This window comes from Geothrix sp. SG200, from assembly GCF_022808935.1.
GTDB classification, from domain to species: Bacteria; Acidobacteriota; Holophagae; order Holophagales; family Holophagaceae; genus Geothrix; species Geothrix alkalitolerans.
In genome coordinates, this window is the sequence record NZ_JAKZFR010000001.1 from 997,126 (window position 1) to 1,019,189 (window position 22,064).

The 22,064-nt window shown below is 69.2% G+C and carries 26 protein-coding genes; 17 read left to right on the forward strand and 9 right to left on the reverse strand.

Features of this window, described 5'->3' with window-relative positions:
• Positions 1-2: 2 nt before the first annotated feature.
• Genes tilS through bshC form a run of 3 tightly spaced genes read right to left on the reverse strand, consistent with a single transcriptional unit; the run spans position 3 to position 2,904 of the window.
• Positions 3-1,022: a tRNA lysidine(34) synthetase TilS gene (tilS, locus tag ML539_RS04385; protein ID WP_243321014.1), complete on the reverse strand. Its 1,020-nt coding sequence runs from the start codon at positions 1,020-1,022 to the stop codon at positions 3-5.
• Positions 1,019-1,738, reverse strand: a complete 720-nt coding sequence (bshB1, locus tag ML539_RS04390) for a bacillithiol biosynthesis deacetylase BshB1 (RefSeq protein WP_243321016.1) — start codon at positions 1,736-1,738, stop codon at positions 1,019-1,021. Before bshB1 ends, tilS begins: the two co-directional genes overlap by 4 nt.
• A complete protein-coding gene (bshC, locus tag ML539_RS04395; protein ID WP_243321018.1) occupies positions 1,735-2,904 on the reverse strand; it encodes a bacillithiol biosynthesis BshC in 1,170 nt (389 codons plus the stop codon). The genes bshB1 and bshC overlap by 4 nt, the downstream gene beginning before the upstream one ends.
• Before the next feature lie 76 nt (positions 2,905-2,980).
• Between bshC and ML539_RS04400 the strand changes: the two genes are divergently transcribed.
• Together ML539_RS04400 and ML539_RS04405 are read left to right on the forward strand one after the other, a co-directional pair.
• Positions 2,981-3,454: a hypothetical protein gene (locus tag ML539_RS04400; RefSeq protein ID WP_243321020.1), complete on the forward strand. Its 474-nt coding sequence runs from the start codon at positions 2,981-2,983 to the stop codon at positions 3,452-3,454.
• A 19-nt stretch (positions 3,455-3,473) separates the two neighbouring features.
• The gene (locus ML539_RS04405; protein WP_243321021.1) at positions 3,474-4,775 is read left to right on the forward strand and encodes an MgtC/SapB family protein; all 1,302 of its coding nucleotides are present in this window, start codon (positions 3,474-3,476) and stop codon (positions 4,773-4,775) included.
• A gap of 18 nt (positions 4,776-4,793) precedes the next feature.
• Here ML539_RS04405 and ML539_RS04410 read toward each other — a convergent pair whose 3' ends face one another.
• Complete coding sequence (locus ML539_RS04410; protein ID WP_243321023.1) at positions 4,794-4,979, reverse strand: hypothetical protein; 186 nt, start codon at positions 4,977-4,979, stop codon at positions 4,794-4,796.
• Positions 4,980-5,119: 140 nt separating this feature from the next.
• Here ML539_RS04410 and ML539_RS04415 point away from each other — a divergent pair, with 140 nt between their 5' ends.
• The 8 genes from ML539_RS04415 to ML539_RS04450 all read left to right on the forward strand — a co-directional run bounded on the left by ML539_RS04415 (position 5,120) and on the right by ML539_RS04450 (position 12,117).
• Positions 5,120-6,457, forward strand: coding sequence for an aldehyde dehydrogenase family protein (locus tag ML539_RS04415; protein WP_243321025.1), 1,338 nt, complete (start codon positions 5,120-5,122; stop codon positions 6,455-6,457).
• Positions 6,458-6,478: 21 nt separating this feature from the next.
• Positions 6,479-6,841: a hypothetical protein gene (locus ML539_RS04420; protein ID WP_243315894.1), complete on the forward strand. Its 363-nt coding sequence runs from the start codon at positions 6,479-6,481 to the stop codon at positions 6,839-6,841.
• Positions 6,838-7,842, forward strand: a complete 1,005-nt coding sequence (gene pta / locus ML539_RS04425) for a phosphate acetyltransferase (RefSeq protein WP_243321029.1) — start codon at positions 6,838-6,840, stop codon at positions 7,840-7,842. The genes ML539_RS04420 and pta overlap by 4 nt, the downstream gene beginning before the upstream one ends.
• The gene (locus tag ML539_RS04430; protein WP_243321030.1) at positions 7,839-8,420 is read left to right on the forward strand and encodes a phosphoribosylglycinamide formyltransferase; all 582 of its coding nucleotides are present in this window, start codon (positions 7,839-7,841) and stop codon (positions 8,418-8,420) included. Before pta ends, ML539_RS04430 begins: the two co-directional genes overlap by 4 nt.
• Positions 8,421-8,429: 9 nt before the next feature.
• On the forward strand, positions 8,430-9,824 hold the full coding sequence (locus tag ML539_RS04435; RefSeq protein ID WP_243321033.1) for an NAD(P)H-hydrate dehydratase: 1,395 nt from the start codon (positions 8,430-8,432) through the stop codon (positions 9,822-9,824).
• Positions 9,817-10,251 (forward strand): tRNA (adenosine(37)-N6)-threonylcarbamoyltransferase complex ATPase subunit type 1 TsaE, encoded by a 435-nt coding sequence (tsaE, locus tag ML539_RS04440; RefSeq protein WP_243321034.1) that lies wholly within the window; start codon positions 9,817-9,819, stop codon positions 10,249-10,251. Before ML539_RS04435 ends, tsaE begins: the two co-directional genes overlap by 8 nt.
• A 6-nt stretch (positions 10,252-10,257) precedes the next feature.
• Positions 10,258-11,556: a DNA recombination protein RmuC gene (gene rmuC, locus ML539_RS04445; protein WP_243321036.1), complete on the forward strand. Its 1,299-nt coding sequence runs from the start codon at positions 10,258-10,260 to the stop codon at positions 11,554-11,556.
• Positions 11,557-11,685: 129 nt separating this feature from the next.
• Positions 11,686-12,117 carry an HNH endonuclease gene (locus tag ML539_RS04450; RefSeq protein ID WP_243321039.1) on the forward strand — a complete coding sequence of 144 codons (432 nt, stop codon included), beginning with the start codon at positions 11,686-11,688 and terminating at the stop codon, positions 12,115-12,117.
• A gap of 116 nt (positions 12,118-12,233) precedes the next feature.
• On the opposite strand, the gene ML539_RS04455 is transcribed toward ML539_RS04450, so the two are convergent.
• Positions 12,234-13,517, reverse strand: coding sequence for an anthranilate synthase component I family protein (locus ML539_RS04455; protein WP_243321040.1), 1,284 nt, complete (start codon positions 13,515-13,517; stop codon positions 12,234-12,236).
• A 157-nt stretch (positions 13,518-13,674) separates the two neighbouring features.
• On the opposite strand from ML539_RS04455, the gene ML539_RS04460 reads away from it, so the two are divergent.
• From ML539_RS04460 to ML539_RS04470, 3 genes are all read left to right on the forward strand, one after another.
• On the forward strand, positions 13,675-15,147 hold the full coding sequence (locus ML539_RS04460) for a leucyl aminopeptidase (RefSeq protein ID WP_243321042.1): 1,473 nt from the start codon (positions 13,675-13,677) through the stop codon (positions 15,145-15,147).
• Positions 15,148-15,293: 146 nt separating this feature from the next.
• Entirely contained in the window at positions 15,294-15,590 is a 297-nt protein-coding gene (locus ML539_RS04465) for an HU family DNA-binding protein (protein ID WP_279341050.1), read from the forward strand.
• A 27-nt stretch (positions 15,591-15,617) separates the two neighbouring features.
• Entirely contained in the window at positions 15,618-16,355 is a 738-nt protein-coding gene (locus ML539_RS04470; protein WP_243315857.1) for a CsgG/HfaB family protein, read from the forward strand.
• Positions 16,356-16,389: 34 nt separating this feature from the next.
• Here the strand turns inward: ML539_RS04470 and ML539_RS04475 are convergent, their stop codons facing one another.
• From ML539_RS04475 to ML539_RS04490, 4 genes are read right to left on the reverse strand one after another with little or no spacing between them, the layout of a single operon-like run.
• On the reverse strand, positions 16,390-17,298 hold the full coding sequence (locus tag ML539_RS04475) for an alpha/beta hydrolase (protein WP_243321044.1): 909 nt from the start codon (positions 17,296-17,298) through the stop codon (positions 16,390-16,392).
• Between the two features lie 56 nt (positions 17,299-17,354).
• Positions 17,355-17,651 (reverse strand): 2Fe-2S iron-sulfur cluster-binding protein, encoded by a 297-nt coding sequence (locus tag ML539_RS04480; RefSeq protein ID WP_243321046.1) that lies wholly within the window; start codon positions 17,649-17,651, stop codon positions 17,355-17,357.
• An 11-nt stretch (positions 17,652-17,662) separates the two neighbouring features.
• On the reverse strand, positions 17,663-18,088 hold the full coding sequence (locus ML539_RS04485; RefSeq protein WP_243321048.1) for a hypothetical protein: 426 nt from the start codon (positions 18,086-18,088) through the stop codon (positions 17,663-17,665).
• A gap of 47 nt (positions 18,089-18,135) precedes the next feature.
• Positions 18,136-18,603, reverse strand: a complete 468-nt coding sequence (locus ML539_RS04490) for a hypothetical protein (protein ID WP_243321050.1) — start codon at positions 18,601-18,603, stop codon at positions 18,136-18,138.
• Positions 18,604-18,659: 56 nt separating this feature from the next.
• On the opposite strand from ML539_RS04490, the gene ML539_RS04495 reads away from it, so the two are divergent.
• The 4 genes from ML539_RS04495 (at position 18,660) to ML539_RS04510 (ending at position 22,051) form a co-directional block, all read left to right on the forward strand.
• A complete protein-coding gene (locus tag ML539_RS04495) occupies positions 18,660-19,127 on the forward strand; it encodes a peptidylprolyl isomerase (RefSeq protein ID WP_243321052.1) in 468 nt (155 codons plus the stop codon).
• Between the two features lie 69 nt (positions 19,128-19,196).
• Positions 19,197-19,763: a DNA-3-methyladenine glycosylase I gene (locus ML539_RS04500; protein WP_243321054.1), complete on the forward strand. Its 567-nt coding sequence runs from the start codon at positions 19,197-19,199 to the stop codon at positions 19,761-19,763.
• Between the two features lie 48 nt (positions 19,764-19,811).
• A complete protein-coding gene (metG, locus tag ML539_RS04505) occupies positions 19,812-21,713 on the forward strand; it encodes a methionine--tRNA ligase (RefSeq protein WP_243321056.1) in 1,902 nt (633 codons plus the stop codon).
• A complete protein-coding gene (locus ML539_RS04510; RefSeq protein ID WP_243321057.1) occupies positions 21,710-22,051 on the forward strand; it encodes a hypothetical protein in 342 nt (113 codons plus the stop codon). Before metG ends, ML539_RS04510 begins: the two co-directional genes overlap by 4 nt.
• Positions 22,052-22,064: the final 13 nt, after the last annotated feature.

Below are 22,064 nucleotides of genomic sequence, written 5' to 3' on the forward strand. Positions count from 1 at the left end.
GGTCACTCCTTCGGGCCTTCGCCCAAGTGTCCTTCCAGTGTACTAGGCCCCGGAAGGCGGCTGAACCTAAGATGCACGTAATCGCCCTCTGGTTCGGAATCCAGATGGAAATTCCCCCAGGAGGAAGGCTTGCGGCCCCTCTCAAGGCGCGCGGCGAGCCAGGGCGCGAGGCCCCGCAACAGGGCCGCCTCCCGCGGCCAGTCGAGTCGGCGGAAGGCGCATTCCAGCGTCCAGCGCAGCTCCGGCTCGGCCCACGCGCCTCGCTGGAAGGTGATTCCATGATCGGCAATGGACCAGCGGGTGCCCTCCCAGCCAGCGATGAGCAGACCCGCCAGGTGCTTGGCCTCCTCAGCCTGGAGGTGGGTCTCGAACAGATGGCGGTCCAGGTCGGGCGCCTCTCGCCGCAGGGTGTCGAGGAGGGGCCGCCAGCGGTTCCGCGCCGTGAAGGGCTCGGCGTTGCTGGCGTCTTCCCGCCAGGGGATGCCCCGGGCCGCCAGGTAGGACCTCAGATCGGCGCGGCGGATCTCCGCCAGGGGCGACCAGCGGAGGCCCTGACGCGGCGCCAGAGGCTGCAGGCAGCCCAGGCCGCCGCCCCGGGTCAGGCGCAGGAAGACGGTCTCTGTGTGGTCGTCCAGGGTGTGGCCCGTGGCCACGGCTGTCGCGCCGCTCTGCCTGGCTTCCTGGCGGAACCAATCCCACCGGAGGGCCCGGGCGGCCATCTCGAGGCCAAGCCGGTGGGCATCCGCGTGAGCCCTGACGCCGAGGGTGGCCTCGGCGAGATCCAGGTTGAGGGCGCGGCAGAGCTGGCGCACGAAGTCCGCATCCTCCCCCGACTCCGCGCGCAGGCCGTGGTCCGCGTGGAGTACGGCCAGATCCAGGTCCAGGCTCTTCCGGAGCGTCCACAGGAGCATGAGGAGCGCGGTCGAATCCCCGCCGCCCGAGCAGGCCACCAGCACGCGGCCATGGACGCCATCGCCCCGGCGCTGGATCTGCGCGAACAGGTCGGATTCGAACCGGTTCATGCGGGGGGGTCCAGCCGTCCCACGAGTTCCAGCAGCGCCTTCGGCACGGGCAGGTCGCACCAGAGCGCCTCGGCCCATTCGCACATGCGCAGGGAGCCCCAGTGCATGGCCCGGCCCACGACACCTCGGCGGAAGGCGGGATGGGCGATCCGCGTGACGGGCTGGGAGGGATCCTGGTTGAACTGGCTCCCGAAGGCGTCGAAGGCGGCCATGCGGCGGGCCCACACAGCGCTCACGTCGACCAGCAGGTGCGGCTGGGCCGGGTTCTCGCCGCCGGCCCAGGCCACCGCCTCCGGCCGCCAGGGCGTCCCGGGGCAGGGGTAGTTCTTCAGACCCGCGTAGTAGGCGGCTTCCCGGGCCAGGCGATGGGCCCGGCGGTGATCGGGGTGGCGGTCGTCCGGGGCGGGGAGGATCAGCACCCGGGGCCGCATCCGGCGGATCTCCGCCATGAGGCGGATTCGGAAGGCCTCATCCTCCGTGAACCTCCCGTCGGGGAAATCGAGGACCGTGCGGGTCACGCCGAGGATTCGTGCCGCCTCCTGCGCCTCGGCGCGGCGGGTCTCCGCGGTACCGCGGGTGCCGAGGTCGCCGCTGGTGAGATCCAGGATGGCCGCCCTCATCCCCCGATCCGAGGCCAGGGCCAGGATCCCGCCCACGTGGACTTCCACGTCGTCGGGGTGGGCGCCAAGGGCGAGCAGATCCAAATCGTGGCTCATGGTTCCTCCACCAAGATCACGGGGGCGCCGTCCATGCGCGCCAGGATGGCTTCCAGCAGGGCTTCGTTCCTCAGCCAGGTGAGGCCCGGGATGACCCGCTCCTGGGGGGCGCCGAAAGGGAAGAGGGCCTGGCGGAGCCGCTCGGGGTCACCGCCCACCATGGCTGCGGCCGCTTCCCTGTGCAGGCGCCGGTCCAGCTTTGCCAGTCGCTGTCGCGTGCGCTCCTGCTCCTGCCGGAATCGGGCCTGGAGGGAGGCCGGCCACCCTTCGTCCGGATTCGTGGTCTGGAACTTGGAACTTGGGAGCTCGCCCGGCCAGGCGGCGAGGCGGTCCCAGGCGCCCAGGCGCAGGGCCTCCAGGTGGCCCGGGGTGGCATGGAAGCCCGTCGGCACCACGTAGACACTGGGGCGCGGAAGGATCTTCGGCGCCGGAAGGTCCACGCGTTCCCAGAGAGGCTCGCAGAGCCGCCAGTAGGCACGCTCCGAAGGACCCAGGACCACCGCGGCCACGGGCATCAGCAGGGACTGCATCAGGGGACGGATGGCCGCCCCGGGGCTGAGCCAACGGCCCGCGGGCAGGGTTTGGCCGGGGTCCAGGCGCTCGCGATGGCCGGTCCGGGGGTCCAGCGAGAACCAGGCGGCCTGCACGCGGGGATCCAGGGGCAGCGGGGCGCCTTCCGCCTCCAGCCGCCCCGCCTGCCGGACCAGGTCGGCTTCCAGGCCAAGGCTCCGCCAGCGCTCCAGTTCCGCCTGGATGGGCTGGCGCACGGTGGGGTTCGTGGGGGAGAAGGGACGGAGACCGCGATCCCAGAGAGCCCGACCCAGGGCCAGGACATGGCCGCGCAGAGTGGGCTCATCGGGCGTCGGTACGGGGCCCCAGAGGGCCTCCGCCTCGGCCTGGTGGACGGAGGTCCAGGGCAGCCAGCCGGTGGCTGTGCCCAGCCTCGCGTCGAAGCGGAACCGGTGACGGGCGAGGCGGCCCCCAGTCACGCCGACGACGGACGCCACCTCAGCCCGATCATGGTCTTCGTCGGCCAGCCAATAGACCGCCTCGGCCCCGGTTCGGCGGGCCTCGGCCAGGGCGGCGAGGGCCTTGGCCACGGACAGGGCGGGGCTCCAACCGGCGCCGATCTGCTGGCCGGTGGCGATGACGGGCTTGGGATTCACGGCCTTCCCCCTCTGTTCATCTCGGGCCTTTTCAGTCGGCGCGTCGTACCCATGGGCCCAGCCTAACCGATCTGCCATGCTCGACGGCATGTGGAGCGTGGAACCCTGGATTCCCCCCGCCTCGCCGGATCTCGGGGCGCTGGCCATGGAGGCGGCGGACGCGGCCGGCTTGGCTTCCTTGAGGGCCTGGCCGGACATCCGTAAGGGCGGCATCGGGTTCGGCAACCTTCCCCCCTTCTTGTGCTGGCGCGGGAAAGCTGAGGGTCGGTGGCACCTGGTGCTGGTCCAGGCCCGGGAGGTCGGCGCACGGGTGCCCGGCGCTCGCACCGCACCGCTGCCGGAGGACTGGCTTGAGGGGTTGGATCTCGAGTCCCTGGGTCGCCCTCTCCGCCTGCATCCGGATTTCCCGGGCGGCGCAGCGGTCCATGTGGTCCACCTCTCCGGCGCTGACCAGTTCCAGGTCAGGAGCCTCGGTCCAGAGGCCCCGGGCCTGGTCTCCGAAGTCCTGAAACGCATCAGCCACATCCAAACCTGGCATCCCGCCGATTAGAGACCAACGGGAGCGCACCATGCTGACCCTCGACTTCTCCACCCTGAAGGAAGCCATCATGGCCGCCGCCCTGGGCCTGATGATGGGGCTGGAGCGGGAGAGCAGCGGGTTCGAGCGGAGCCGCGAGAGCCAGGAGGCGCTGAACCGCCGCGAGACCGACCGCGTCGAGGGCCTTCAGGGCGCCCTGGGGGCGCGCACCTTCGCCCTGCTGACCCTTCTGGGCTGGATTTCGGTGAAGGTGGGGGGCGGAAGCCTCGCCATGCCCATCGCCGTCCAGGCCTTCGCGGCGATCCTGATCGGCCTCTTCTATTTCCGGAACAGTTCGCCGGACCGCGGGCTGACCACGGAGGTCGCCGCCCTGGCCGCGCCGCTGCTGGGCATGCTCCTCACCCGGGACGCCCTGCTGGCGGTGGCGCTGGCCGTGATCATGACCCTGCTCCTGCTGTCCAAGCCCTGGATCCGCGCCTGGATCCCCCGGCTCCATCGCGAGGACCTGATCGCGGCGATGCAGCTGCTCCTCGTCTTCGCCATCCTTCTGCCGCTGCTGCCGTCCCGGGTGCTGGATCCGTGGGGCGTGCTTTCGCCGCAGAAGGTGGGGTGGATGGTGGCTCTGGTGGCGTCCGTGGATTTTCTGGGGTACGCCCTTAGCCGTGTGCTGGGATCCAGGCGGGGGGCCGCGCTGACGGGCCTGGTGGGTGGGATGGTCAGTTCGACGGTGGTGGCCGTCACCATGTCCAGGCAGGCCCGGGAGCACCCTTCGATGCGGAGCGCCGGCCAGGTGGCCGTGATGCTGGCTTGCGCCACCATGGCGGTTCGCGTGGCCTTCCTCGCGGGAGTCGTCGGCGGAGGGAGTCTCCTCCGTCCGCTCCTGCTGCCCATGGCAGCCATGGTGGCGACCTTGCTGGCTGCGACCTGGTGGATGTACCGGTCCGGCGAGGGCCTGGGTGTCGGTACGGACGACATGCCCCTGCGCAACCCCTTCCACCTGAAACGCGCCCTGGCCTGGGGCCTGGCCCTGGCCACGGTCTTGCTCCTGTCGGCCGCGGCCCGGGCCTGGTTCGGGGATCGGGGGCTGCTGGTGACGGCCGGGATCTCAGGACTGGCGGATGTGACGCCCATTACCCTGGCGGTGAGCAGCCAGGTCCACTCGATCGGCCTGGATTCCCGGACGGCCGTCCTGGCCATCGTCCTGGCCATCGGCGCGAACACCCTCGCCAAGGCCGGATTCGCTTGGATCTCCGGCGGCCGTGCCTTCGGCATGCGCCTGACCGCCATGCTGGCTGCCTCGCTGGTGGCGGCTCTGGCGATGGTGGTTCTCTGAAACCTGTGCCCGCAGGGCCTATTTCCCGCGGTTGCTCATTCGCGTATGAGCGACGCCGCTCTTGCCCTGGGGCCGGGCGGAAGCTTTGACCACAGGCTTGGGGTGGGCATCGGCCTTCGGTTTTCCGGTGGTGGACACTGGAACCGGCTTGTCCGCGGCCTGGACCTGCTTCAGGAGATCGGCGGGGACGAGTGGCTTGGTCATGGGAGTGCTCCTGGCTTCGATTCTAGCCCAGCATGCCAATGCCCCGTCGGCGCGGATGTGACTGACCTCAAATCGCATGCTCCCCAGCCGGGGTTAATCTGGATTGAGGCGGGGCGCAGCCTGGGCCTTCCAGGGGGGGGATGACCATGGTGACAGCGGCGGGGGAACGCATGGTGGAAGCGGCCCTGAGCTCCTTCGACGCCTGGCGGGCCGCCTCCCGCCTGGAGCGCAGGCGGCTCATCGACGCCTGGCTCGGGGAGGTGGGCCACGCGAGAGAGGAACTCGCGCGTCTCCTGACCCAGGAGACCGGCAAGCCCATCACCCTGGCGCGGGGCGAGGTGGGCCGGGCCGAGGCGACCCTCCGGGCAACCGCCGAGGCGATCGGGACCTTCGGGGAGGAGGCGGTGCCCTACGACCTGATGGCCGGCGCGGATGGCTGCCGGGCGATTTTCCGGCGCTTCCCCGTAGGACCCGTCCTGGCGATCACGCCCTTCAACTTCCCCGTGAACCTGGCGGTCCACAAGCTTGGACCGGCCCTGGCCGCGGGCTGCAGCGCCATCTGGAAGCCCTGCCCCCAGGCGCCTCTCACCTCGACGCTGCTGTGGGACACATTCGAGACGGCCCGCCGGGGCACCGGGGCGCCCGCCGGCCTGCTCCAGCTGGCGCCCTCGGATCCAGTCTCGGCCGAGGCCATGGCGAAGGATCCGCGCATCGCGGCGGTGAGCTTCACCGGCTCCGAGCGGGTAGGGCGGCATCTGGAGCAGGTGCTCGCCGGCAAGCGGCTGCTTCTGGAGCTGGGCGGCAACGGCGCTGTGGTGGTGGATGAAGGGGTGGATGCCGCGGCTGTGGCGCGCTCGCTGGCGCCCGCCGCCGTGGCCGGAGCGGGGCAGAGCTGCTCCAAGGCCCAGCGGATCTATGTGCACCGGAACCTCTGGGAGTCCTTCGCCCCGGCCTTCGTGGCGGCCGTGAAGGCCATGCCCGTGGGCGATCCCATGGATCCCGCCACCGTGGTCGGTCCCCTCATCGACGAGGCCACGGCCCGCCGCATGGACGAGGGCCTCGACCGGGCGGTGGCTGCGGGCGCCGAAGTGCTCCTGCGGGGATCCCGGCAGGGGGCGCTGTTGCCGCCCGCCATCCTTGCGGGTCTGCCCGAAGACGACCCCTTCCAATGCGAGGAGGCTTTCTCCCCCATCACGGTGCTTACGCCTGTGGACAGCTTCGAGGAGGGCCTCGACCGGGCCGCCGCCACGCGCTATGGCTTGCGGGCCAGCGCCTACAGCCGGGACCAGCGGCACCTCCGCCTGGCGGAGGCGAGCCTGCGGGCCGGGGGCGTCCTGCTGAACCTGCCGCCCACCTTCCGGCTGGATGCGGCCCCGTTCGGTGGGGTGCGGGCCAGCGGCAACGGATTCGAAGGTCCCCGGTGGGCGATGGAGGGCTTCACCGAAGGCCGTCTCATCGTCGAAGGTCCGGCCCTGTAAGAATCGACCTGGAGCCGACCCATGCCTCTGTCCATGCCCTTCCGTTCCGGCGATCTCGTGGTGGTGGTGCTGCACTCCCCGCGGGAGCGGGTGTGGGGCAGGCTCCTGGGGCTCGAGGCCGCGGGCATCGCCATCCGGGGCGTCGACCTCGCGCCCTGGGCGGAGGTCCTCACCCTCGTCCGCACGGGCCAGACCGACCAGGTGGCCCTCAGCACCCGCTTCCTGCCCATGCACCGCGTCGAAACCGTGTACCTCGACGAGCCCAGCTCTGGCGCGCCCAGCCTGGCGGACACGTTCTGCGACCGGACGGGCCAGGACCCGCATCTCTTCCTGGCGGACCCGCCTTCACCCAAACCCTCCACCCGACACCGGAGACTCCCATGAGCCACGCCAATCACGCCCGCTGGATGGCGCGCTTCCGCGATCGCGCCAAGGTCCTCAAGCGCCACATCGTGCTGCCCGAGGGCCGGGACGACCGGACCCTCCAGGCCGCCCAGCTGTTGCTGGACCAGGGGCTCGGTCGCATCACCCTGCTGGGTGACCCCACCGACATGGCGAAGCGGGGCGCGGCCCAGGGCCTCTCCCTGAAGGGGGCGGCGATGGTGGATCCCCTCGCCAGCGCCCTGTTGCCCGAGTTGGCCGGGGCCTACTTCGAGCGCCGCAAGTCGAAGGGCATCACGGAGGCCCAGGCGCTGGAGGCCGTGAAGAACCCACTCTGGTTCGGGGCCATGATGGTTCAGGCGGGTTCCTGCAACGGCATGGTGGCGGGCGCCCTGAACACCACCGCGGAAACGGTGCGCGCCTGCCTCCAGGCCATCGGCGCCGCGCCCGGCATCAAGACCGTCTCCAGCTTCTTCCTGATGATCCATCCCGATACCGCCTTCGGCGAGCAGGGCGCCATGATCTTCGCGGATTGCGCCGTGGTGCCGGATCCGACACCCGAACAGCTGGCGGACATCGCCCTGGCCTCGGCGGAGAATGCCCGCCGGGTGCTGGACGTGGAGCCCCGCGTGGCCCTCCTGAGCTTCTCCACCCGTGGTTCCGCCGAGCACGCCCGGGTGGACAAGGTGCGTGCCGCCCTGGCTCTCATCAAGGAGCGGGCGCCGAACCTCGCCGTGGATGGCGAGTTGCAGGCGGACGCCGCGCTCCTGGCCTCCGTAGGCCAGCGGAAAGCGCCGGGCTCACCGGTGGCGGGCCGGGCCAACGTCCTGGTGTTCCCTGACCTGGACGCGGGGAACATCTCCTACAAGCTCACGGAGCGCCTGGGCGGCGCCGTGGCTCTGGGTCCGCTGCTCCAGGGGCTGGCCCGCCCGGCCAACGACCTCAGCCGCGGATGCAGCCCCCAGGACATCGCGGACGTGGCGGTGTTGACGGCCCTCCAGTGAAACGGATCGCGCTCTTCATCTCCGGGACCGGCGGCAACGCCCTGAACCTGCTCAGGGCCTGCCAGGAAGGCCGTGTGCCCGCCGTTCCGGTCCTGGGCCTCGCCTCCACCGCCAAGGCCGGGGGCATCCCCCGGCTCGAGGCGGAGGGTTTGCCCACGGTCGCGGTCATACGGAAGGATTTCGATTCGGACGAGGCGTTCTCGGAGGCCTGCTACGGACGGGCGGAACAGGCCGGGGCGGAGGTCATCTGCCTCTGCGGGTGGTTGAAGAAGCTGACGGTGCCCCGGCGCTGGGAGGGGCGGATCCTCAACATCCACCCGGGCCTTCTGCCCCGGTTCGGCGGACCTGGCATGTACGGCATGCACGTCCACCGGGCTGTGCTGGAAGCCCGCGAAGCCGAGTCCGGGGCCACCGTGCATCTGGTGGATGCCGAGTACGACCATGGCCGGATCCTGGACCAGATGCGCGTCCCCGTCCTTCCTGGCGACACCCCCGAGGATCTCCAGAGGCGGGTCTATGCGGCGGAGATGGAACTCTATCCGAAGGCACTGCGGGCATATCTGGCTGAAGAGCCTTAGACTGCTCCCATGATTCCCCTCCTCACCGCCGACGACATGCGGGCCGCGGAGCGCCAGGCCATCGAAGGCTGGGGCATCCCGTCCCTGGTGCTCCAGGAGCATGCGGCCCTCGGAGCCCTGGCCCTGATTCCCGCAGGCGAACCCGTGCATGTGCTGGCGGGCCCGGGCAACAACGGCGGCGACGCCCTGGCCTTGGCTCGCCTCGCGCGCCTGGAGGGCCGGGAGGTGTCCGTGTGGTCCCCATCGGCGCAGCCGGGGTGGCGCGGCGACGCGGCCCACCAGGCCCGCCTCTGGAAGGGCCTCGGTGGCGAAATCCGCACCTCGGCGGCCCCCACCGAGGCCATGCAGCTCTGGCGCGGGTGGGTGGTGGATGGGCTCTTCGGTCTGGGTACCTCGCGGCCTCTGGAGGGGGCGGCCCTGGCCTGGGCGCGGGCCCTGAACGCGTCCGGCCTTCCGGTGCTCGCCCTGGACCTGCCCTCCGGCCTGGACCCCAGTTCTGCGGAGATCCCGGGCGAAGCCGTCCGCGCGACGCGGACGGCCTGCTTCGGGCACCGCAAGGTCTGTCACGGACTGATGCCCGCGCGGGAGGCCTGCGGCGACATCACCGTGGTGCCCATTCCCCTCGATCGGACGCCCACGGCCGCCCTGCAGCTTCTGGAGCGTCCCGCGCTCCCGCCGCGCGCCTGGGACGCCCACAAGGGCAGCTTCGGGCATGTGGCCATCCGCGCGAGCAGCCTGGGCATGAGCGGTGCCGCCGTGCTCTCGGCCCTGGGGGCCCTGCGCGTGGGCGCGGGCCTCGTAACCGTATTGACGGATCCTGACGTTCGCGCCGAGGTGGCCGCCCAGGTGCCCGAGGCCATGGTGCGGCCTTGGCAGGGGAGCGTGCCACCCGAGGCCGATGTCCTCCTCGCCGGTCCAGGGGGCATCTCCCAGGTGCCCGAATGGGACGGGCCCCTGGTTCTGGACGCGTCAGCCCTGAAGGAAGGTGAAGGGGGACGCTGGATGGAACGCCCTGGCACGGCCATCACGCCGCATCCCGGCGAGTTCGCGCGCCTGTTCCGGCTGCCCCGGCCGTTGCTGATGGATGAGCGCCTGGCCCAGGCCCGCCAGGTGGCCGCCGGAAAGCCAGGCGTCCTGCTGCTCAAGGGTGCCCAGAGCGTGCTGGCCGGTGGCGCCAGCGAGGACCTGTGGATCAATCCCACAGGCCATCCCGGTCTGGCCACCGGCGGAAGCGGAGACCTGCTGGCGGGCATGGTGGCGGGCTTCCGCGCCCAGGGCCTGCCCATGCGCGAGGCCGTGGCCGCCGCCGCCTGGTTCCATGGGGCCGCGGCCGATCTTCTACCGGGGGCGGGCCTGCTGCCGCGGGACCTGGCGGACCAGCTGCCGGGGCTGCTGCGTGGCTGAGCGGTACCTCGCCGACGATGCCGCCACCGAGGCCCTGGGCGAGGCCCTGGCCCAGGTCACGCCGCCGGGCGGAACCTGGCTGCTGCGGGGCGAGCTGGGCGCGGGCAAGACCACCTGGACCCGGGGCTTCCTGCGGGGGTTGGGCGGCGACCCGGAGGAGGTGGCCTCGCCCACCTATGCCGTGCTCCACCGCTACGATCTGCCGGAGGGGCGCCTCTTCCACCTGGATCTCTACCGGCCGGGCCCTGAAGGCGCCTGGGCTCTGGGGCTCGAGGAGACCATCGGACCCGGGGACCGGCTGGTGGTTGAGTGGGCGGGCCAGGACGGCCCCTGGCCCACGGACTGGGTGGCCGAGCTAGTGCTGGTTCCCGAGGGCGAAGGGCGTTGGGCCGAATGGACATACCCTGACGGATCCAGCGGACGATGATGGGGCATGAGCCTTTCCCTCGCCCTCTCCCTCATGGCCTGTCTGGCGGCTCTCTTCGCCGCGTGGTCGGCCATGCGCCGGACTCCCCCCGATCCTGCGCCCTTCGAAGCGCTGCGACGCCACGCCGAGGAGTTGGCTTCCAGGGACCGTGCCGAATCGCACCAGGCGCTCGCGGCCCAGATCAGGCCTCTGCTGGCGGAGCTCGGGGAGCTCCGGACGGCTCAGGCCGAGAAGCTGGCGGAAGGGTTCCGCCTGCTTTCGGCCACGATCCAGGAAGCCTTGCGGTCCTCCCGCGCTGAACAGGCGGCCCAGCTCGGGCAGGTCCAGCAGCAGGTCCAGGAGCGGCTCGACGCCATCCAGGCGGCCAACGAGGCGAAGCTCGAGCAGATGCGCCGCACCGTGGACGAGAAGCTGCACGAGGCCCTGGAGAAGCGCCTGGGCGAGAGCTTCAACCTGGTCGCCCAGCGGCTGGAGCAAGTTCAGCGCGGCCTGGGTGAGATGCAGGGACTGGCCCAGGACGTGGGCGGGCTCAAGCGGGCCCTGACCAATGTAAAGGCCAGGGGTGTCCTGGGCGAGGCGCAATTGGGAGCCCTGCTGGAGCAGTTCCTGTCGCCGGGGCAGTACCAGGCCAATGTCCACATCCGCCCGAGGTCCCCGGAGGTGGTCGAATACGCGGTGAAGCTGCCTGGACCTGACGAGAGCGGTCCCGTCTGGCTTCCCATCGACGCCAAGTTCCCCCTGGAGGACTACCAGCGCCTCACCGAAGCCTACGAAACCGGCGACCTCGTCGCCATGGAGGCTGCCGGCAAGGCCCTGGAGATCCGGCTGCTCTCCCAGGCCCGGGACATCCGCGACAAGTACATCGCGCCGCCGAGCAGCACGGACTTCGCGCTGCTCTTCCTTCCCTTCGAGGGACTCTACGCGGAGGTCCTCCGTCGTCCGGGCCTCTTCGAGCGATTGCAGCGCGAATGCAAGGTCATCCTGGTGGGTCCCACGACCCTCACGGCCTTCCTCAACAGCCTCCAAGTGGGCTTCAAGACCCTGGCCATCAGCCGGCAGACCAGCGAGATCTGGAAGGTGCTCGGCCAGGTGAAGGCGGAGTTCGGCCGCTTCGGCGCGGCCCTCGCGACGGTCCAGAGGAAGCTGGAGGAGGCCAGCGGCAAGCTGGGGGATGTCGCGGCCCGGCGGGACCAGATGGAAAAGAAGCTTGCCGGCGTGGAGGCGGCTCCGGAGGTCGGCCCTGCGGGCCTGTCACTGGAGCTCCAGAAATCATCTATGCCTTATTTATCCAATCAAGCAGAATAATTCACTTCACAAATCAGAGGAATGTCTTAGGATACGGCCCAATCCGGGGGTGTGATGCTGAAGGGCCGGGAACGTCACGGGGCAGGTGAGGTGATTGCCGTCGACCGGAACTATGTCCCGATGCAGGAAGTGAGCCGAAGGCGCGCCCTCTGCGCCGTGGTGGCGGGCCGCGCCCACGTGCTCAACCCCGCCACCTTCGAGCGGCACGGGAGCCTGGAGGGGAGTCTCGAACTCATCATCTTCCCGAACGTTCAGGCCTGCAGCGATTCCAAGCTTCTCATCGGGCGGCTGGAGCGCCGTGTCCTGCGCCGGGATCACTACCTCTGCCAGTACGAAGGGTGCCAGCGGAAGGCCACGACCGTGGATCACGTCGTCCCCCTGTGCCAGGGCGGCTCCACCACCTGGCAGAACCTGGTGGGGTGCTGCCTCATCTGCAACCAGAACAAGGGGGGACGCACCCCCGATCAGGCGGGCATGGTCCTCAAGCGCCAGCCCAAGGGCCCCAGGGCCCACCTCTTCGAGCGCTTCGAAGAGCTGCTGAAGCGGGCCAGCGCCGCCTGAGGCGAGTTTCGCTTCGTCCTGATAAGCCTCCCCGAAGAGCTCTGCTGGCATTCGAAGGACGCGATTTTTTCGTGTCCTTCGTGGAAGTCTTCCCCCTTTTTGAGCTGGGACCCCGCTCACCCCGTCAGCGCCCGCGTCTTGAGGAACAGTTCCGCCCACTCGCGGGCCGGGTCGCTGCGCCGGGTGATGCCCCCTCCGGCCCAGTAGGTAAGGGCTTCGCCGCGGATCTGGGCGGTGCGGATGGGCAGGGCGAGGTCGAGGTCGCCGTTGGGGGCGATCCACCCGAGGGCCCCGCAATAGAACCCCCGGGGCGCCGCCTCGGTCCGGGCCAGATGCGCACAGACAGCCTGCTTGGGAGCCCCCGTGACGCTGCCGCCGGGGAGGACCGCACGAAGCAGGTCGGTCAGTCCCAGCCCCGGACGGGCCTCGGCTTCCACCGTGCTCACCAGGTGCTGGACGGTGGGGTAGCGTTCCACGCGCATGGGGCGGCTCACCGTGACGGTGCCGGTCCGCGCCACGCGGCCCAGGTCGTTGCGCACCAGGTCCACGATCATCGTGTGCTCGGCCCGCTCCTTGGGATCCGCGGCCAGGGCCTCGGCGGCGAGCTGGTCCTGCGGCGCATCGCCCGTCAGGGGAACGCTGCCCTTGATGGGCTGGGACCAGATCCGTTTCCCCCGGCGAGACAGGAGCCCCTCCATGCTCAAGGAGAGGAGCCGGAGGCCGTCCAGGTCCAGCAGGGCGCCGAAGGGCGGGCGGGCCCGCCTGAAGGCCCCCAGGGCCAGGTCCACGGGATCTCCTGGATAGATGGAATCAAAGGGAACACAGAGGTTGGTCACATAGAAGCCACCCTCGAGGATGCGCTCTCGGATCGTTTCCACGGCAGCCCGATGTTCGGCCTCGGTCCAGCGGGCCTGGAGGCTCAAGGACGGTGATTCGGAAGGGGCCCCGGGGCGGAGAAAGGATGTCCAGGCCTCCGGGTCCGGGGGCACCTCGCTCCAGGACCACAGCTCGGCTTCTCCGTTCTGGACGTGCAGTGCCTGTTGGATGCCCTGCCAATGCTGACCCAGGGTGCCGGGAGCGCACTCCTGGCGGGGCAGCGAAGCCTCATCGCAGGCCAGCTCGAAGGAGGCCGCGCCGATCCAGGGTCCGGGGTGTTCCGGAAGCGCCGCTTCCAGGGCTTCCCAGGGGGACCCCGGCCAGGGCCTGCCATCCAGGCGGCTGGCCCAGGCGGCGCCGGACCACCGGGAAGCCAGGATCGGCCCCCCCGGCAGACCGAGGAGCCCGTCCCCGGTGCAGCCGGTATGGAGCCAGGCGGCCCCGCGCCTCAGCAGGTCCTGGGCGCAGTCGGGCCAGGGGCCGGGAAGAGGGATGGGCCGGCGGTGCCGGGGGGTGAGGTCCATGGAGGACATCATCCCACTGGAGGCCGGAATTCCTTCTAATGGCTAGTGTTGAAAAAGTTGCAGCTAATAAATCAGATGTTCATGACAAATAATGACGAAAAACAGGCTTTTCTTTTTTTCGATCAGGACCTAGGCTCTTGGGCCAGGAGGAACCTCCATGCCTTCAGTGGATATCAGCTCACAGACGGGTAAGGACTTCGCGGGAGACGCATTGATCGTCCCCGTGTTCTCGGGGCGTGAACGCCATCGCCTGCCACTTGCCATCAGCAAGGTCGCGCGCCAGGTGATGGATGAAGAGGATTTCAAGGCGGACTATCTCGAAGTTGTGCCGCTTCATCATCCCAATGGCGTCAAGGAGAGCCGCTGGATGGTGCTTGTCGGCCTCGGCGACGAAGAGAAGGTCACGCTCAACAAGATCCGGAAGGCGGTGGGAACCGCTGGTCGCTTCTGCCTCAAGAAGAAGTGGAAGAAGATCGGCGTGCTCTCGCCATCCACGTCCACCCTGGACCACGACGCCGTGCAGGCCGCCGTGGCCGAGGGCACGCTGCTCGCGAACTACGACCTCGTGACGTTCAAGGGCGGGAAACAGGACCCGAAGCAGTTCTCGTCCATCGAGATCTTCACCAACGGCGACGATACCCGGAAGGCCCGCCGCAAGCTGCCTGCCATCGAGGCCGGCGTGGCCGCCTGCCATCGCGTCCGTGACCTGGCCAACACCCCCGCGGGCGATCTCTATCCTGAAGTGTTCGCCGAAATGGCCGTGAAATTGGCCAAGCAGCACAAGCTCCACTGTGAGGTGCTGGATGTTCCCGCCCTGGAAAAGGGTGGCTTCCGTTCGGTCCTGGCGGTCGGGCAGGGGAGCCCGCGCGCCCCGAGGGTGGTGAAACTCGAGTACAAGCCCAAGGAGAAGCCCAAGAAGCACGTGGTGCTGGTGGGCAAGGGCGTCTGCTTCGACTCCGGCGGCCTGTCCCTCAAGGACGCATCAGGCATGGAGACCATGAAGGACGACATGACCGGCGCGGCCATCGTGCTCGCGACCCTGGCCGCCTGTGCCCAGCTGGAGATCCCGGTCCAGGTGACTGGGCTCATGGGCCTGGTGGAGAACATGCCTTCGGGCACCAGCTACAAGCCCGGGGACGTCCTCCGCAGCCGCAGCGGCAAGACCATCGAGGTCCTCAACACGGATGCCGAGGGCCGGCTCGTCCTGGCGGACCTCCTCCATTACGCCGGGGAACTGGGCGCGGATCACGTGGTGGATCTGGCCACCCTCACTGGGGCGGCCCTGGTGGCCATGGGCGATGGCGTGTCAGCGGTCATGGGCACGGACCAGAAGCTGGTGGACCGCCTGCTGGATGCCGGCAGCGCCGCGGGTGAGCATCTCTGGCAGCTGCCGCTGGTGGAGGAGTATGCCGAGCTGCTGAAGAGCCCGCTGGCCGACCTGAAGAACATCACCGGCATCCGGTGGGGCGGCACCATCACCGCCGGTCTCTTCCTCCGGGAATTCGTGGGCGACGCCTCATGGGCGCACGTGGATCTTGCCGGCAGCTGGTCGGGCAAGGAACGGGACTACCGGACCCACGGCGCCAGCGGCGAGGGCCCCCGGTTCCTCCTCGAATGGCTCATGGACTGATCTGCCCGATGGCTTGGCCAAAGGGGGGCATCGCCCCCCTTTTTTTCAAATGGGTGAAGATATCCCCCTTGACCGGGAGGCATGGATGGGGATTTATTGAGGACTGCCTTCAAGCCACCTGAGCCCTCACCCCCTTCGGAGTTCCCATGGAAGCGATGGAGACCCTCACCAAAGCTGACCTCTCCCGGCACTTGATGGAGCGGCTCGAACTGGGAAAGAAGGATGCGGATCTCCTGGTGAACACGTTCCTGGAGAGCATCATCGAGTCCCTCCGGACCGGCGAAGGGGTGGAACTCCGCGGGTTCGGCAGCTTCCGCCTGAGGGACCGGCGGGCCCGGCAGGGCCGGAACCCCCGCAGCGGCGAGAGCATCCAGGTGCCGCCGAAGCGTGTGGTCTATTTCAAGCTCGGCAAGGAGCTTCGCAGCAAGCTGATCGACGAATAGCCAACTACCCCCACCCTCGGAGTCCCCATGCGTTTCCGCAAGCTGCTCCTGGCCTTGTTGGCCACCCTGGCTGTCGCCACGCCGGCCCTTGCCCAGAAGAAACTCTCCAAGGAAGAGAAGGCCAAGCTGCCCCGCATCGCCATTCTCGAATTCAAGGCCGCACCGGATGCCTGGCACGGCTGGCGCTTCGGCGGCTGGGGCAACCAGATGGGCACCATCTCCAACCAGCTGCGCGACCTCTTCACCACGGAGATCATGGAGAAGGGCCGGGGCAAGATCCGCGTCATCGAGCGCGAGCGGCTCTCCGAGATCCGCGAGGAGCTGAACTTCCAGCAGAGCGGCGAGGTGGACACAAGCACGGTCCAGAAGATCGGCAAGCTGCTGGGCGTGAAGTACGTGATGACCGGCAAGGTCACCCGTTTCGCCTACAAGGAGGGCGGCTTCGGCACCGGCTGGGGCGTGGGCGCCCTGGTGGGCAAGCTCACGGGCGACAGCACGGCCGGCGCGGTGGCCGGCAGCGTGAACGTGAAGAAGGCCTCGTTCTCAGGCCGTCTGGACATCCGTCTCATCGAAGTGGAGACCGGGGAGATCCTGGGCGCCTGGAAGGACGAGGACAAGGTCAACGACACCAGCGTGAAGGTGGCGGGCACCGGCGCCGAGGTCCAGTACGACGAGGAGCTGGTGAACAAGGTCTTCGAGCCCATCGTCCAGCGCATCACGCCCAAGCTGCTGCGCGCCACGGTCGCGGCCCACGAGGAAGACTAGCCCGTCCATCCGTCGCGACCTGGAAAGGGGGCCCTCAGCGGCCCCCTTCCTCATTCCGGAACCAGGCGTCCGTGGCCTCGCGGATGGCTCCGGCATACCGGGGGCCCAGCACCTCGGAGCAGTGGAGGTGCCAGGTCGGCACTTCGATCACCTGGCTGGTGAGGAATCGGGCGGCCATGGCCCGCTGCACCTCGGGAGGGGCCAAGCGGTCCTGGGTGGCGAGAAAGCAGAGGCTGGGCGTGGCGAAGCGGAGGCCCTTGGTGCGGCGCAGCAGATCCGTGTCCGCGGGATCATAGCCGCCCATGTGGCCCGCACCTCGGCTGGCCAGGGCCCCGATGGGGGGAGCCAGAAGGTGCCACCACCGGTCCGCCGGTCCGCGCACCAGGCGCTCCGCGAAGCTGCGGCTGCTGGCGGGGGCCCCTTCCCACACCAGGCCGGCGAGGGGCCCGCGGCCCTCCCGCTCCAAGTCCGCCAGGGCCAGGAGGCCCACGGAGGCGCCCAGGCTCCGGCCCATGAGGAGGATCCTCCGGCGGGGGATGCCTGAGGCCTCCAGGTGGTGGACCATGCGGACCACCTCCTGGGATTCGCTCACGCCGAAGGTCACAGCGGGGGCTGCGCTGCCCGCACGCAGGGCGTCGTCCCGCCGCCGATAGGTGAAGATCGCCGCATCGAGTTCCGGGAACCACTTCAGGGCCGGGCTCGTTCCCCAGCGATCATCTCCGAACCCGTGGAGGAGCAGCACGATGCCGGGGGAGTGCGCGCGTCGATGGAGTTGCCAGAGCTGGAGGCCGTCCACTTCCTCGGAGGACCAGACGCCGCCGGGGTCTCCATCCCCGCCAGTGGCGAGCTCCCGGTAGGTGGCCTCCACCCGCGACAGAGGCTGGGGACGGTAGAAGGGCGGGTCCACCAGCTCTCTGGCGACGGCCCGGGACTTCCATGCCATGAATCCCCCCACAGCCAGGAGGGGCAGGGTGCCCAGGGACAACCAGGCCCCGCGTGTCACCAGTAGCCCGTCGTGGCAAGGACCTCAGAGGTCGGATCCGTGATCTGGCACTGGCAGCTGAGCCGCTGGTCCGGTCCTGCGTCGTTGCGAGCCAACGTCTGGGATTCATGGGGGCGGGGCGGCGTCAGGTGGGCGGCGCCGCTCAGGATCGTGACCACACACCGGGCGCAGGCTCCCCGGCCTGAGCAGGCCGAAGCCACGGGCAGGCCCGCGGCCAGGAACCGGTCCATCAGGGTCCCCCGCCCTCCGATGATGAGGTCTGCGGTGAGGTTCGCCCGACGGGTGCGGGCCACCAGCGCCATCACTACCTGGCGAGGGCCGCGGTCACCCCGGGGAGCCCTTCGGCGGTGGGCAGGGGATCCGGCTTGCCGTAGAGGACGGCATCCAGCTTCTGGACCAGCGTGATCTGGTAGAGGCCTTTGTCTCCAGCCATGTCCAGCTCGCCGAGATCGGGGCTGAAGGTCTCGTGCTGGCTGGTGAGGAAGAAGCGGTGCTTGCCGGAGGCGAGGCCCTTCACGATGAGACTGGTGGCCCCTTTGGGCAGCTGCTGGACCGGGATGCGGGCTCCGTCAAGACTCAGCTCCACCGGGCCCTGCACTTTCCGCGTGAAGCGGAACACGACCGTTCCCGCAGGGATGGGCGTCTTGGGCGTCAGGGGCATCTTGCGGCAACCCAGGAAGGAGACGGATCCCAGCAGCACGAGGGCGGGAACGAGGGGGTGGAGCTTCATGAAACCTCCGGAACCTTTGATGATATGCGATCAACGGCCCCGAGGTCTCAGGGCAGCTCGGCCCAGAGGGAGCCGTGCCAGGTGGCGTTCCTGGGCTTCCGGCCGATGACGCCGGTCAGTGGACCGGAGCAGGCCAGCTCCAGCCGCCCCCCGCTGCGGTCTTCCAGCCGCGTGAACCGCACCCGGGTCTTTCCCGTGGCGGCCCAGGAGTCGGGGTAACCGCCGGACTTCTGGCGCACCACACGCAGCAGGTAGAGAGTACCGTTCTTGAGGACGCTCAGCTCCAGGTCGAAGGCGCGGGCGGGCTCCTCGGGGACCAGACGGCCTGTCAGGCGGATCAGGGGCGGCAGGCCCGACCGGGCCGGAATGGAGGCCACGGAGGCCAGCTCCAGGCGATAAGGGATCCCATCGAGGGTGAGGTCTCCGCCCCCGCGGACCACGGCCTCGAGCCCCGGGGCCTGGGCCCGGAGGCCGAAGGCCAGGAAGAGGCAGGGCAGGGCGCGCAGGAAGTTCATGCTGACTCCGGGAGATCCGCCTTCTATTCTGGTGGTTTGACGCAGAGAGGTGAACCATGACCCGTGTGCTGTTCCAGACCGACAAGGGCGACATCAACCTGGATCTCTTCCCCAAGGAGGCCCCCGGCACCGTGGCCAACTTCGTGAAGCTCATCGAATCGGGCTTCTACGACGGCTTGGCCTTCCATCGCGTCATTCCCGACTTCGTCATCCAGGGCGGCTGCCCCAACACCCGTCCCGGCGCCTCGGGCATGCCCGGCACCGGCGGCCCCGGCTGGAAGATCAAGTGCGAGACCGCCGGCAACCCCCACCAGCACAAGCTGGGCGCCCTCTCCATGGCCCACGCCGGCAAGGACACCGGCGGCAGCCAGTTCTTCGTGGTGAACGGCGACCGTCGCAATGTCCAGCACCTCGATGGCGTGCACACGGTCTTCGGCCAGTGCGCCTCCGACGCCGACATCAAGGTGGTCCAGGCCATCCGCGCCAACGACCGCATCATCAAGGCGACGGTGGTGGAGGCTTAAGCTTCCTGAGGTTCATGCGAAAAACAGGGCGGCGTCGCCGCCCTGTTTTTGTAGGGGAGGGACGAAGGCATGGACGGGAAGATTCGCTGTGGGTGGTGCGGGACAGACCCGCTCTACGTGGCCTACCACGACGAGGAGTGGGGCGTTCCCCAGCACGATGACCGACGCCTCTTCGAGAAGCTGGTGCTGGAGGGGGCCCAGGCGGGGCTGAGCTGGATCACCGTCCTGCGCAAGCGGGAGGCCTACCGGAGACTGTTCCAAGGCCTCGATCCTGCGAAGGTCGCCGCCATGACGGACGCCGAGCTGGAGTCCGTCCTCCAGGACCCGGGGATCGTCCGGAACCGGCTCAAGGTCTTCTCGGCCCGGAAGAACGCACAGGCCTTTCTGGCCGTTCAGAAGGAGTGCGGCAGCTTCGACGCCTTCCTGTGGGCCTTCGTGGACGGGAGGACGAAGGTGAACCATCCGAAGACCCTGGCAGAGGTGCCCGCCGTGAGCCCCGAGGCCGAGGCCCTGTCCAAAGCCCTCAAGAAGCGGGGCTTCACGTTCGTGGGGCCCACGATCATGTACGCCTACCTGCAGTCCATGGGCCTGGTGGACGACCATGTGGCCACCTGCTGGAAGGGCCGACGGGCCTGACTCGCCGAGCAGGGCCGGGGCCGGTAGACTGGAAGGCTCGGAGTTGCCGTGTCCAAGCCCTTCTACATCACCACGCCCATCTACTACGTGAACGACCGGCCCCACATCGGCCACACCTACACCACGGTGCTGGCGGACGTGATCGCGCGGTTCCACCGCATGCGCGGCGAAGAGGTGTACTTCCTCACGGGCACGGACGAGCACGGCCAGAAGGTGGAGAAGGCCGCCGCCGCCCGGGGCATCACGCCCAAGCAGCTGGCGGACGAGGTGGTGGCCAACTACACGGACCTCTGGCAGCGCATGGGCATGACCCACTTCCGCTTCATCCGCACCACGGACCAGGACCACCGCGAGCAGGTGCAGCGCCTCTTCAAGCGCCTGCTGGACAAGGGCGACATCTACAAGGCCACCTACAAGGGGCTGTACTCCGTCAGCGACGAGGCCTATGTCACCGAGACCCAGGCCAAGGAGCTGCAGGCCCAGGGCCTCGCCCACCAGCTGGTGGAGCTGGAGGAGGAGACCTATTTCTTCCGCCTCAGCGCCTACCAGGATCGTCTGCTGAAGCTGTACGAGGAACGCCCGGAGTTCGTGCAGCCGGACTTCCGCTTCAACGAGGTGAAGCGCTTCGTGGAGGGCGGCCTGCAGGATCTCTCCATCAGCCGGACCAGCATCACCTGGGGCATCCCCGTGCCCGGCGACGAGAAGCACGTCATCTACGTGTGGTTCGACGCGCTGCTCAACTACCTCACGGGCTGCCCGGCCAACACCTGGCCACCGGACCTTCAGCTGGTGGGCAAGGACATCCTCCGCTTCCACGCCGTATACTGGCCCGCCTTCCTCATGGCCGCGGGCATGTTCCAGCCCACCACCATCCTGGCCCACGGCTGGTGGCTCATGGGCGAGGACAAGATGTCCAAGAGCAAGGGCAACGTGGTGCGTCCCGACACTCTCCTGCGCTTCGGCAACGACGCGCTGCGCTTCTACTTCATGCGCGACATGCAGGTGGGCCACGACCGGGGCTTCAGCTACGAGGGCTTCATGGACCGCCTCAACGCGGACCTGGCCAACGGCCTGGGCAACCTGGCCTCGCGCACCCTCAGCATGATCCAGCGCTACCGGGGCGGCGTGGTGCCCATGCCCGCCGCGATGGACGATCTCGACCGGGACATGGCCCAGCAGCTCCTCGCGGTCTTCCCTGAATATCTGGAGCAGGCGCGGGCGAACAACTTCCACGGCGCCCTGGACGCACTCTGGACCTACCTGCGCGCCCTGGACGGCTACATCGTGAAGGCCGAGCCCTGGAAGCTGGCCAAGGACCCCGCCAACGATCCCAAGCTGGACGCGGTCCTGGCGAACCTCTACCGGGCCCTGCGCGCCACGGCCCTGCTGGTGGCGCCGGTCATGCCCGACATGGCCCAGAGCCTCTGGGAATCCCTGGGCCACGCGGACCAGGTGGGCCAGCGCACCTTCCACGGTTTCGCGCTTGATGGCCCAGCCATCGGCCCCATCGGCGAGCCCAAGCCCCTGTTCCAGCGCATCGACAAGGAGAAGGAAATGAGTGACCTCGAGGCCTCCGCGGCCCCCGTCGAAACCAAGCCCACCCTGGACGTGCCGGAGATCCGCGAGACGGTGGACGCCGACACCTTCTTCAAGGTGGACCTCCGCGTGGGGAAAATCCTCGAGGCCGAGCGCGTGCCCAAGAGCGACAAGCTCATCAAGATGAAGGTGGACATCGGCCTGGAGCAGCGCACCATCGTGGGCGGCATCGGCAAGGCCTACGAGCCCGCCGACCTGCTCAACCGGTTGGTGGTGGTGGTGGCGAACCTGGCCCCCCGCAAGCTCATGGGCATCGAGAGCCACGGGATGCTGCTGGCGGCCAGCGACAGCGCCAGCAAGCCCTACCTGGTGGCGCCGCCCGCGGACGCCCTCCCCGGGTTCCTGGTGAAGTGAAGCAGCCCGTCTTCAGCTTCGAGGCGGAACTCCTCACGGACGCGCCCTTCGACCTGGTGGCCGGGAGGCTGCGCGATCCCGGACCCGCGGGCTTCCGCTGCCTCCGTGCTCTCCAGGGTTGGCAAGGGCCCGCGACCGAAGGGGAGTGCCTGGTGCTCCGCTGGTCCCGGAACCTGGCGGGCAGCCAGGAATCCGGAGCTCTGGTCCTGTCCCCGGATCCCAAGGGCGCCCACCTCCGCCTGGAGGGCCGCCTGAAGGGATGGACCGGCTTCCTGCTGCTGGGCTGGCTGCGCTGGCGGACGGACCGGCTGCTGGACCGCTTCGTGGGGGAACTGTGAAGACTGGAGTTTC